This window comes from Undibacterium sp. Di27W, assembly GCF_049340345.1.
Classification (GTDB): domain Bacteria; phylum Pseudomonadota; class Gammaproteobacteria; order Burkholderiales; family Burkholderiaceae_D; genus Undibacterium.
This window is the reverse complement of sequence record NZ_JBMPOS010000001.1, coordinates 492414-504508: the sequence shown is the minus strand read 5'-3', so window position 1 is coordinate 504508 and position 12095 is coordinate 492414. Positions and strand designations below refer to the sequence as shown.

The following is a 12095-nucleotide window of genomic DNA, read 5'->3' as shown; positions in this document are numbered from 1 at the left end:
CAGCTTAACGCGCCAGGGCCTTTTCATCTGCACCAGTAGGCCCACCTTTTGCAGTATTGTAATTAGCAATGATGTAGCCAGTCGCGAGATTTGCTACGCGTGTGAGCATGAGGTTGTCATGCACACCAAATACAAAACCTGCTGCCATCGCGTCGGCACGTTGAAAGAATTCTGGCGAGGCCACAGATCCATTCATCACTTCATAAATACGCAAGCGCAAACGTACACCAGAGCTACCGGCCAGTGGGCCCAGCAATACACGCTTTGCACCATGCTGGAATTGTATTTCCTCGACGATAGGTTCTATGATGAGCGTACGGCCATTTTCCGGACCTTTATTCCAGCTTTCAACATAGCTTGCCATGTCTTTTTGAATATTCTCATTGATCTTGGCCAGACCCGCTTTATCTCCAGTGTAGCCTTCCTTAAACATGGCTGTTTTTACTTGTATGCGCCCAAACGCCGAGAATGCTTCTTTTGGCGGCGGATTATCCATCGCTTTTGCTTTAACCGAAGTCGCGCAACCTTGTATCAGGGCCAGAGAAAATAAAGCAGCTACCAGCAAACCACGTTTTATGATTGTATTCATTTGTTTTTGTAAATTTAAAAAAAGAGCAATTTTTACCAATGACGGCATAGTATCGTCATCGATTTTATTTAATCAGCAATACGGACAAAGTCACCCTTGAAAGCTACGCCAGCCATGATGGCGCCGACATGGCATTCAAACTCTGTCTCACTTGAATTTTCGACATTGTCATAATTGCTGACAATATTGATGACTGCATTAGCACCCAATTCTTTGGCGCGTTTTTGTAATTGCAGCATATCGGACAGAAAAACCCAATTGCAGGCTTTTTCATTGGTCTTTCCAAATGCATTGGTTTTCAGGCTAGTTTTATCGGTGGCGATTTTTTCAAGCACAGGTGGTGTCGCCTGCTTGCCAAAATAAAATTTCACTGAAGTACCAAGACGATATTGCGCATTATTGTCCCCCATTGCATTTGCGATAGGTAACATCACTCTATTATCGGCTGCCTGTACTGAGACGGTATTGGCCGTCATGACACCAAATACCAAGGCTGCAGTAATGATTCTTTTCATTTCGAATTCCTTTAAGATCGTTTACCCAAGAACACTGACTTATTAATACGATTGATCCTGGAATCAACGGTATTTTTTAAAAATCAGCGAAGTATTTATTCCGCCAAAGGCGAAGTTATTCGACATTACGTATTCACAATCTATCGCCCTGCCCTCATCCCTGATGTAATCCAGGTCTGCGCATTGCGGGTCCAGCTCCTGCAAATTGATCGTGGGAGCAAACCATCCCTCGTTCATCATTTCTATGCTGATCCAGGCTTCCAGTGCGCCACAGGCACCAAGAGTATGCCCCATATAACTTTTCAATGAACTGATGGGCATGCTATTGCCAAACACTTGCGCTGTAGCCTGGCTTTCGGCGATATCGCCCTGCTGGGTACCGGTGCCGTGGGCATTTACATAACCAATATCAGATGTCTGTAGTTCTGCATCTTCCAGCGCCAGTTGCATGGCAACTTTCATGGTCTCGGCATTTGGTTGCGTGACATGGCAGCCATCGCTATTGGTGCCAAAACCCACCAGCTCGGCGTGTATCGTGGCACCGCGTGCCAGTGCATGTTCCAGTTCTTCCAGTATCAGACAGCCAGCGCCTTCACCTATGACCAGGCCATCACGTCCGGCATCAAAGGGACGCGGCGTGATCTCCGGTGTGTCGTTGCGCACACTGGTGGCAAACAGGGTGTCGAATACCGCCGCTTCCGTCGCACATAATTCTTCCGCGCCACCGGCAATCATGGCGATCTGTTTGCCACCACGTATGGCTTCATAGGCATAACCTATACCCTGGCTGCCAGAGGTACAAGCAGACGATGTCGTAATGACGCGCCCGGTCAGGCCAAAGAACACACCTATATTCACAGGTGCGGTATGCGCCATCATCTTGATATAGGTAGTGGCATTAATACCTTTGGTAGTACGCTCTTCCATCATACGGCCAAAATCGCCAATGGCACTGGGTGTACCGGCAGAAGAGCCAAAGGAAATGCCCATTTTGCCGCTGCTGACGAGAGGATCGTTGAGCAAACCAGCATGCTCCAGTGCCATTTCACTGGCACGGGTTGCCATCAGGGCGATCCTGCCCATGCTACGGGTGGATTTGCGGTTATAACGCTCACTCAATGTAAAATCTGCCGCCGGCGCACCCAATTGCGTGTTCAGTCCTTCGTAGTCGCTCCATTCATCCATGCGCTTGATGGCATTTCTGTATTCACCCAGTTGCTTGCGTATACTGGCCCAGTCATTCCCCAAAGGGCTGATGCCGGCCATGCCGGTGACGACGACACGAGGTTTGCCGTTATTTTTAGCATTGTTCATGCCATTCCCCCATTCACTGAAATGACCTGACGCGTGACATAAGCTGCGTCAGGCCGCATGAGAAAGCTGACGACGGCAGCTACTTCTTCCGGTTTGCCTACGCGCTTGGCAGGTATCATTTTCAAGGCTTCTTCCATAGGCACATCTTCTATCATGTCTGTTTCTATTAAACCCGGGGCCACGCAATTAACGGTGATAGCGCGTTTTGCCAACTCTATTGCCAATGCCTTGGTGGCACCAATAATGCCTGCCTTGGCAGCGCTGTAATTGACCTGGCCGCGGTTGCCGATCAGGCCGGACACCGATGCCAATGTGATGATGCGACCAGGCTTGCGGCGCTGTACCAGGGGCATGACCAGGGGATTGAGCACATTATAAAAACCATCGAGATTGGTGCTCAGCACGACATCCCAGTCCTCACCTGACATGGCAGGGAAAGCATTGTCACGAGCCACACCAGCATTGCATACAACGCCATAATAGCAGCCGTGCTGCTCAATATCGGCTATCAGCATGGCTGCTGCCTGATCGCGTTCGCTGATATCAAATTGCAGGACACGCACCTGGCGGCCCATGGCAGCAATTTCTGTCGCAACAGATTCTGCTTCTTCACGCTGGCTGCGGCAATGCAAGACGATATCGTAACCATCACTGGCCAGGCGCAAAGCAATTGCCTTGCCTATGCCACGCGACGATCCTGTCACCAACACACTCATACTCATTACTAACTCCGTTGCAGAAAATCTTTGACGTTATTTGGCTGAAACACGGTAATAGTCGCATTTGCCAGCAACACACCACTCGTGCTATCACTAATCTGACATTCAAAAGCCCCCAGGCCATTATCACCCTGCAATGCCTTGTGTACATGGATATGCAATACACTGCCCAAGACAAATGCTGGCTGGCTGCATTCATAGCGCCGTGAGCCCAGCAAGAACCCCACTTTAACAGGCTCTCCACGCAATTGAGCCAGATAACCTGCATGGGCAGCAATGGCTTGTGCCATATATTCAATACCAACCCAGGCACCGACGCCTGATGCTTCACAGAACAGTGTTTCTGGTCTGATGCTGACTTCGGCACACAAATTTTCATCGTCAGCACTCAGCACCCTGTCCAGCAAAACCATCTCGCCATCATGCGGTACCAGCTCGCGCACCGGAGGTAATTCTTTTTCATTCAGCATGCTCATCCCCTCCCCAGTATCAAGGCCGCGTTGGAGCCGCCAAAGGCAAAGGAATTGCTCAGTACATAACGCACTGGCCTTCCTAGTTGTTGACCATGGAAAACCACATTCAGCGCAGGTAATTGCGGATCGGCGACAGCATCCCACAGATGAGGTGGCAATCTCCCGAGCATATTGTCATCCTGCATCGTCAGCCAGCACAATGCAGCTTCTACTGCGGCGGCAGCACCCAGTGTATGCCCGGTAAATGGCTTGGTAGAACTGACTGGCACAGCATCGCCAAACACGTCATGGATCACGCGCGATTCCATCGCATCATTTTGCGGGGTGGCCGTGCCATGCAGGTTGATGTAATCGATATCTACTGCTGCAATACCGGCACGCTGCAAAGCCTGGTTAATCGCCAGGCGGGCACCGCCACCGGCAGGGTCAGGGGCTGACATGTGATGACCGTCGGACGATTCGCCCCAGCCACACAAGGCGATGCCAGAACCCGTGCTATCAGTTTCAGCACTCATCAGAAACAGGGCTGCACCCTCGCCTATATTGATACCGTGACGATTCGCACTCAAAGGGTTGCACAAGCTGTCACTGACAGATTCCAGTGCTGAAAATCCAGCCACGGTAAAAGCACATAAGGTATCTACGCCGCCCGTCAGGACGACATCGCACAAGCCCATCTTAATCAGGCGCGCAGCACTTGCCATGGCCTTGGCACTGGAAGAACAGGCACTGGAATGCACATAGGCCGGGCCAGTGATACCCGCAACATGGGCCAGGAAATCAGCAGGGGAAGCCATCTCTTGCTGACCATAATGAAACTCTGCAGGCAGTGATGCATCAGCATTGAACTGGCGCAAGGCAGCTTCGGTGCTGGCGATGCCTGAAGTACTGGTGCCTATCACCACAGCAATGCGGTCTGCGCCAAAGCGTGCTATGGCAGCATCCAGTGCTGGCCGTATCTGTGTCAGTGCAGCCAGCGCCAATTGATTATTGCGGCTGCGCATGCTCAATGGCATGGCGCTGATATCCGGCAATGCACTTGTTACCTGTCCGATTGGCAATGTACGACCGTTTGACCAGGCATCGGTAGGCAAGACACCAGTTTCAGCCTTATCGAGCAAACGATGCAGGATGTCCTGATGATTATCGCCTAATGCGCAGACGATACCGCAGTGATGTAAATACAGCTTCATCATAATATTCAGGTACTCAAGGTGCCGACTGTATGGTCAGTCGATAGTGGTAACGCAGATTATTCAGGACGACAGTGCCGCTCCAGCGTGGCATGCCGCTATAGTCAACCGTGACGACCAGTTTGTCATCAAGATAAAGCGAACGGTGCAAACCCTGCTCTTCTACGCGCCAGCCTGCAGGCAAGGCCTGAACAATTGCATTCACTGGCCACAGGCTGAGCTGCATGTCTTCCAGCACGTCTTCTGCCCTGACTTGCGCAGGCAGCATGACATGCCGCCAGGACTTTAGCTGCTTGCCGTCATAACTGAGACTCAGGACGCGCTGTCCAAATGCCAGGCCGACGAGTTCCAGATGGCCAGGTTCAACTTCCAGCGCCGCATCCAGTTCGTCTATGCGGCCATTTCTTTCCACGATCAAATGTTGCTGCACGCTGAAAGAAGCATCCAGTGCAGCAGGGGCCAGCATAAGACCCAGGCGCGCTTCTGGTTGCACAGGTTTGCTGGCGCAGGCACTCAGCAATGCGAGTGCGGCTACCGACGCAGCCAGGCTGAGCCATGATTTAAGTTTGAGCGACATGCGCACTTTCTGTAGTAGAAGTAAAACAGGGAACAATCAGCCACACCATCGCCGTCCCTATCAGCATCGTCAGGCCAAAGGCTTGCAATGCTGGCGTGCGGCTCAATCCCAATAAACCAAAGGATAGCAAGGTATTGGCAGCCGACAAACCAACTGCCAGCCAGGGTGTGGCATTGCGCCGGTCAGGATGCTCCTGCATGAAGATGCCATAATCAACACCAACCCCCAGCAATAACATCAGTGCCAGCACATGGAATAACTGCAGGCTTTGCCCGGCCAAACCCAGCAAACCCAGCGTCACCAGACTGGCACACATGGTGGGTGCCAGCACGCGCCAGGCATTGCGACGGTAGCGTGGGAATAACAAGGCAAATACCACCAGATAAGCAGCTGATACTACCCAGCCCATATAGGCTCGATAGCGCCCCAGTACCGAAGATATCTCGTTGACTTTATCCACCCATTGCACACCTTCCAGCCCCTGACCTGTCTGCTGCAAAGTCGCCAGGCCATTATTGGCATAACTGAGACCGCGCAAGGCGACAATGCTGGCGTATTCATTGCCGATTTGCCCCAGCCACAAATGCCGCCAGGGTTCGCCAGCAGAAGTCTTGAGAAATTCATCGATAGAAGTGCTGGCTGTCAGTGTCAGCAAATGCTTGCGTATGGCATTAGCCCAGGCTGCATCTTCCTCTACCTTGCCGGCCAGTAAACTCAAAGCCCCGCCCTCTGCCAGCAGTTTTTCATCTATCAGTTGATGGCGTTGTTTTTGCAATTGCGCAGACGGTATCCAGTTCGACAAAGCCTGATAGCCGGAGATGGTATGACGTTCTATCAGAGGATCAAGTTTGCGCTTCAGGGCTTCTTCACGCTGCAAGACAATTTCAGCACTGCCACCTCGCACCAGGAAATATTGGACTGGTGTTGGTGCATCCAGCAATTTACCCAGTTTGATCTGGTCCGCCACCAGATGCTTGGGAGAGTTTTGCAAAAGACGAATATCATCGTTGGCACCAAGGCGCGAACAGCCTATCACCGTAGCTATAGCAAAAATAGCCAGGACAACAAAGCTGCGCAGATTCAAGCCCAGGCGTGGCCAGTGCATGAGGGCTGCTGAATAACGCGCCACCAGCTTGCCACTTTTCAGACTGCCAGCGTTGATCAGTTGCGGGAACCAGCAAATCACCGTCAGCCATGCGAACACCAGGCCTAGCGCAGAAAATACTGCCATATGACGCAAGCCAGGGAAAGGCGTCAATCCCAGGCCCAGATAACCAATGACTGCTGCCAGCAAAGTCAGACTGAGGCCTGGCAGCATGCGTTTCAGTAAAGTGGGGGAATCAATACTGACATCAGCACTGAGGCGGTTGCACAAAAAGTAAATGCCATAATCCTGCGCCACCCCTATCAGGCTGGCACCAAATACCAGGGTCAGCAAATGTATGCTACCAAACAGCATCCAGCACACCGACAAGGCACCGAGAAAACCTACGCCTATGGAAAGCAAAATCAGGGTGATGGGCTTCAGGGAACGGAAGCTCAGCCACATCAGCAAGATGATGCCTATCAGTGAACCCAGGCCTATCGTCGATACTTCGCCACCAGCCTGTTGCCCGGCGGCAGCTGCATGCAGGACAACACCAGCGCTGATGACCTCTACCGAAGGTGTTGCCAGCAAAGCCGCTTCAGCCGCCTTGCCCAGCAAAGGTACAACCGCTTCTTGCGCAGTCAGGGAAAATGCCGATGGTTTCAGGGTCAGCGGCAAGAGTACATATTGTTTCTCCTTATCTGCCAAGAACAGATAACCATCACGTGGTCGCACTGGTGTTTCTTGCGCCCGTTCCTGTACCCAGCCAGAAAACAGATTAAAAGGATCATCCTGAAAGCTGCCCAGTTTTGGACCTGAGAAGGCACTGTACATTTTTGCCAGCGCGAGGTCAGTCCAGTATTGCGCTGGTTCGATACGCAATTGCTGTTCTTGTTGCGCTGTCAGCAAACCCAGGCTTTGCTTCTGAAATACGGCTAGCCAGTCATTCTGGGCCTGGTCGCTGATATTGGTCGCGGTCAGTAAATCGGTGCGGCTTGCCAGCACCTTTTGATAAGCAGTGGCTGCTTGTTTGGCCTGCTCCCAGTCATTCGCACCTATCAGCACCACGACCCTTTGCTGGGCAGTGTCCACCATGTGGGCGAAGGATTGCTGCAAGACCGGGTCTCTTTCCTGCACAGGCAGCAAGGCCAGGATGTCGGTGTCAGGCGCGATACGCTTGCCCAGCCATAAATAGGCATGATGAGCCAGCAACAGGCAAACCACGATTGCCCATGTGGTTGCCAGCCATTTAGTCCATCCATGCTGTTTTTTCATACCATCGCTCATGAGTTTGCTTTTTCCTTATTGAGCAAACAAGGCCAGTTCTTCAGCCGTCATGGCCGTTTCACCAGTTTTGATATCTGAAAAAATAATGGTGGTACGGTCACCACTGGCTTCATCGATATGGATATTTTTTACGTAGGCTCCACCATCCAGCGAGATCGCACCTATCGCTTTTGCCAGGGCTGCTTCACGGGCTTTGAGTGCCACCTTCCAGCTAGTGGCATCAGCACTGCCATCAACTTCAAACAGTGTTTCCAGCTTGCCCAAGTCACCAGACAGCAGAGAAAACAGCACGCTGTTGATCATGCGTACCGTAGGTTCTTTTTGCGCGTCCAGGCGCATCGCTACACGTTCACCTTGCAGGTGTACGATCTCGTCCCGCGTCAGGCGCAAGGTGTTGGGGAATGGTTGCAGTGTGCGCCACAGGATGCCCTTGCCATTGACGACACAAAAACGGCCATTGGATGCCAGTGGTTTTTTCATACCCTGCAATTGCTTGGTCTGGTCAAACCTGCCGCACAGCACTGACGGCTTGGCCAGCATGTTCTGGATTTTACTGATAGGTGCGGCGGCATTGCTGTTGTCCGACCAAAACAGGCTCAGCAATAGTATGCCGATAATAGTTAGGAAACGCATCATGGTCATCATAGGTATCATGGAAGAGGTACTCCCAATTTTTCAAACAAGATGGCAGGAGAAACAAAGCACATTTCTCCATTGGTAATTTCAACAGCAACCTGAGTCGTGCTGGCACGGTTCAGGCGTTTTCCGGTTGCGGCATCGGTGATCAGGTAATCTATCTTTAAACGGTTTTCCCATTCGACTATCTCGGCGCGCAGGGTCAACTTCTGGCCAAAACTGGCGGGAGCAATATAACGCAACTGCATGTCAATGACGGGCCAGGCATAGCCAGACTCTTTCATCTGCACATAGTTGTAATTAATATGATCCAGCAAGGCACAGCGCGCTACTTCCAGATATTTGACATAGTTGCCATGCCAGACAATTTCCATGGGGTCCAGGTCAAAGAACTGGACCTGCATCTCGACTTCGGCAGCCCATGGGCTGGGCGTATTCTTTTTACGCATAGAGCTTCCATTCTTGCTGGCGGATACGCTCCAGCATCAGGCGCAGGTCAGGCTCCAGGCGACGGTCTTCCTGCACTGGTGCTACATCGCCAGCCAGTGCCTCCATCATTTGTGTCAAGGCTGGTGATAATTGCAAATCCTGACTCACGCGGGTACGCAGCCAGACGCCCTGTCTTACTGTAATGAGCAAGGCAGCTACTACCTGCTCTGTCAATTCCAGCACGCGCAGGCAATCACGGGCAGCGACGGTGCCCATGCTGACCTTGTCCTGATTATGGCATTCGGTGGAACGTGAAAAGACCGAGGCAGGCATAGTCAGCTTCAATGCCTCTGCCGTCCAGGCTGAAGCACTGATTTGCAAGGCTTTCAAACCGTGGTTGATTGCGGCACGCGGCCCTTCCATGCCAGACAGATTGGCGGGCAATCCATGGTTATAACGGCTGTCCACCATCAAGGCCATTTGCCTGTCCAGCAAGTCTGCCAGATTGGCGACGGCATTCTTCATGCCGTCCATAGCGAAGGCGATATGGCCGCCGTAGAAATGGCCGCCATGCAAAACGCGCTCATTATCGCCATCGATAATCGGATTATCGTTGGCGCTATTCAATTCATTTTCTATGGATTGACGGAAGAAAGGCATGGCATCGGCCAGCACACCTATCACGTGCGGTGCACAGCGTATCGAATATCTGTCTTGCAGGCGTTTGCCATTGCGTTCAGCCTGCCCGGCTGGCAAATCCTGGCGCAACCAGGCTGCCACACTCTGCATGCCAAGATGCGGCTTCACTGAAAACAATACTTCATCAAAATGATGGGCATTGCCATCCAGCGTCACTGATGCCATCGCCGTGATGCGCGTGGTCAGCTTCACCAGATAATCTGCCCGGTCATAAGCCATGCAGGCGAGTGCTGTCATGACGGCTGTGCCATTCATGATGGCCAGGCCCTCTTTCGGGCGCAAACGCAAAGGCGTGATCCCGGCTTCACGCAAAGCCTGTGCGGCAGGTACTTGCTCGCCATCACGCCAGACTTCGCGCTCGCCACACAGGACCGCCGCCAGATAAGACAAAGGTGTCAGGTCACCACTGGCACCGACCGAGCCTTCGCTGGGTATCAGCGGCAAAAGACCAGCTTCCAGCAAACGGCTGATCTGTTCCAGCAAATCTACGCTGACACCGGAAAATCCTTTGGACAAAGATGCCAGACGTGTCGCCATGACGGCGCGAGTTTGAGCAGGTGACAGATATTCACCCAGGCCACAGCCGTGGTAAGTATACAAATGGTGGGGCAATTCTGCCACCAGGTCTGGCGGTACGGTGACGGTACAGGAATCCCCATAGCCTGTCGTGACACCATAAATCGTGCCATCTTCACGCAACAGACGGTCCAGGAAATCTGCGCCGCGCGCTATCGCTGCGCGAAATTCAGGGTCGGTAGACAGCGCCGCATTGGCGCGGCCATGGGCGATATCGACGATATCGTCTATGCTCAATCTATTACGGTCGAATTGTACGGTGCGCAGTTTGGTGCTCTGATCAGCGGATTGCATCTTGTTTTTCCAATTCGGGTAAATACCAAAAATCATAAAAATTAAACCATTGCAGCGGTGCCCGCACTGCATAATATTCGAGGCGGGCGGCATACTCTGCGACTATGCTGCGCAAGGCTTCATCCCGCCCTTTGCGTGGCAACCTGATAGCTTCATGCAAGAGCTCAAAGCAGACTTGCGGCACGCCATCCATTTGCAAGGAAAACAGCAGATAGACCGGGCATTGCAAGACACTGGCCAGCACATAGGGGCCAACCGGGAAAGCAGCATCCAGCCCAAGAAATGGAGACACTGCGACCCTGGGTTGCGGCGCTACCGGGATACGGTCGCCAGCAATTACGACAAAACCACCTTCGGCAATTTTGTCTGCCAATAGCATGGCAGTAGCAGGTGTCATTTCTGTCACCTGCAATAAATTCATCTGGCTCTCAGGATCAAGTTTGGCCAGCATGCGGTTAAATGCTTGGGCATGCTTGGTATGTACCAGTACCGTCAATTTCACGTCAGGAAAACGACGCGACAATACGCGGCACATTTCCAGATTACCTAAATGCGAACATACGATCAGGCCGCCACGTTTTTGGGTGACCTGGACATGCATTTCTTCTTGCCCTACATACTTAACTTTGCTCTCATCAAACAAGCCGCCCCATAACAACATCTTGTCGAGGATGTTTTCTGCAAAGGCGGCAAAATGCTGTAACACCCCGCCCCAACCCTGAGCTACTTTGCTATAAGCGTTCATGCGTTGCAAGTAAGCCATTGATGCACGGCGAGGAGCTGGCTTGGTGAGGACATACCAGGCCAGCACCGGGTACAAAAATATGCGGAACGGCCAGCGTCCACAAACCTTGAATATCCAGAACAAAAAGCGCATACCAGTCACAAAGCTGACTTCATTGATGCTGGCCCAATGCCAGGAGGAACCTGACTGCTGAGTGTTCTGTTTCATTTTCCCGCCTCAGGCTCGCTACGCCAGTGACGTGCCAGCAGAGATGGAATGCGTAACAACATGCCAAAGAATAATTTGGTATGCATGACGGTGATCAGCACATTGTCACGCCAGACGCGAAAATGAGAAATACCATCCGTGGGATAAGCAACACGGGTAGGAAGATTGATGACTGCCACGCCATCCCAATACAACCTGACCAGGATATCCGTATCAAAATTCATGCGCCTGCCTATGTCCTGCCTGGCCATCAACGCGATTACAGCATCCACAGGATAGACACGGAAGCCGCACATGGAGTCGCGTATGGCCAGCGACAAGGTATTAATCCATACCCAGACATGGGTCAGGTAGCGCGCATATAAACGTAAGGCGGGTACGGATTCGTCATAGACCGGGTAACCGGAGATCACCGCCTTTGGGTTCGCCTTTGCCTGCACCAGGAATTGCGGCACATCGGCCACGCAATGCTGGCCATCTGCATCGATCTGCAATAGATGGGTGTAAGACGCTTGCGCTGCATAGCGAAAACCGGTCAGTACGGCAGCGCCCTTACCCTGATTGATATCATGACGCAGCAAAGTCACACGACCTGGTGTTGCGACCTGCAAACCCTGCAATACCTGTGCGCATTCAGCCGAACTGCCATCATCCACCAGCACGCAATCCACCTCATGCGCCAGCACAGCCTGGACTACGGCAGCTATCGCATGTTCATGGTTATAGACAGGGATGAGGACGCAGGGCTTGAACAC

General features: G+C 52.2%; 13 protein-coding genes. All 13 read right to left on the bottom strand.

Translation table 11 applies throughout. From position 1 onward, the window contains the following. Positions 1–4: 4 nt before the first annotated feature. The gene (locus tag ACO0LF_RS02255; RefSeq protein ID WP_423011491.1) at positions 5–589 is read right to left on the bottom strand and encodes a hypothetical protein; all 585 of its coding nucleotides are present in this window, start codon (positions 587–589) and stop codon (positions 5–7) included. Between the two features lie 68 nt (positions 590–657). Next, positions 658–1104, bottom strand: coding sequence for an excinuclease ATPase subunit (locus tag ACO0LF_RS02250; protein ID WP_423011489.1), 447 nt, complete (start codon positions 1102–1104; stop codon positions 658–660). 63 nt (positions 1105–1167) lie between these two features. Then, positions 1168–2418 carry a beta-ketoacyl-ACP synthase gene (locus ACO0LF_RS02245; protein ID WP_423011487.1) on the bottom strand — a complete coding sequence of 417 codons (1251 nt, stop codon included), beginning with the start codon at positions 2416–2418 and terminating at the stop codon, positions 1168–1170. Continuing rightward, entirely contained in the window at positions 2415–3140 is a 726-nt protein-coding gene (locus ACO0LF_RS02240) for a 3-ketoacyl-ACP reductase FabG2 (RefSeq protein ID WP_423011485.1), read from the bottom strand. The genes ACO0LF_RS02245 and ACO0LF_RS02240 overlap by 4 nt, the downstream gene beginning before the upstream one ends. A 2-nt stretch (positions 3141–3142) precedes the next feature. Then, positions 3143–3607, bottom strand: a complete 465-nt coding sequence (locus tag ACO0LF_RS02235) for a 3-hydroxylacyl-ACP dehydratase (RefSeq protein ID WP_423011483.1) — start codon at positions 3605–3607, stop codon at positions 3143–3145. A gap of 2 nt (positions 3608–3609) precedes the next feature. Continuing rightward, a complete protein-coding gene (locus ACO0LF_RS02230) occupies positions 3610–4803 on the bottom strand; it encodes a beta-ketoacyl-ACP synthase (RefSeq protein WP_423012433.1) in 1194 nt (397 codons plus the stop codon). 16 nt (positions 4804–4819) lie between these two features. Beyond that, positions 4820–5380 carry a DUF3261 domain-containing protein gene (locus tag ACO0LF_RS02225; protein WP_423011481.1) on the bottom strand — a complete coding sequence of 187 codons (561 nt, stop codon included), beginning with the start codon at positions 5378–5380 and terminating at the stop codon, positions 4820–4822. After that, positions 5364–7742, bottom strand: a complete 2379-nt coding sequence (locus ACO0LF_RS02220) for an MMPL family transporter (RefSeq protein ID WP_423011479.1) — start codon at positions 7740–7742, stop codon at positions 5364–5366. The genes ACO0LF_RS02225 and ACO0LF_RS02220 overlap by 17 nt, the downstream gene beginning before the upstream one ends. 27 nt (positions 7743–7769) lie before the next feature. Continuing rightward, on the bottom strand, positions 7770–8390 hold the full coding sequence (locus tag ACO0LF_RS02215; protein WP_423011477.1) for a LolA family protein: 621 nt from the start codon (positions 8388–8390) through the stop codon (positions 7770–7772). 14 nt (positions 8391–8404) lie between these two features. Next, a complete protein-coding gene (locus ACO0LF_RS02210; protein WP_423011475.1) occupies positions 8405–8839 on the bottom strand; it encodes an acyl-CoA thioesterase in 435 nt (144 codons plus the stop codon). After that, positions 8832–10388 (bottom strand): HAL/PAL/TAL family ammonia-lyase, encoded by a 1557-nt coding sequence (locus tag ACO0LF_RS02205; RefSeq protein WP_423011473.1) that lies wholly within the window; start codon positions 10386–10388, stop codon positions 8832–8834. Before ACO0LF_RS02205 ends, ACO0LF_RS02210 begins: the two co-directional genes overlap by 8 nt. Further along, complete coding sequence (locus tag ACO0LF_RS02200; protein ID WP_423011471.1) at positions 10375–11340, bottom strand: acyltransferase; 966 nt, start codon at positions 11338–11340, stop codon at positions 10375–10377. The genes ACO0LF_RS02205 and ACO0LF_RS02200 overlap by 14 nt, the downstream gene beginning before the upstream one ends. After that, positions 11337–12095 (bottom strand): glycosyltransferase family 2 protein, encoded by a 759-nt coding sequence (locus ACO0LF_RS02195; RefSeq protein WP_423011469.1) that lies wholly within the window; start codon positions 12093–12095, stop codon positions 11337–11339. The genes ACO0LF_RS02200 and ACO0LF_RS02195 overlap by 4 nt, the downstream gene beginning before the upstream one ends.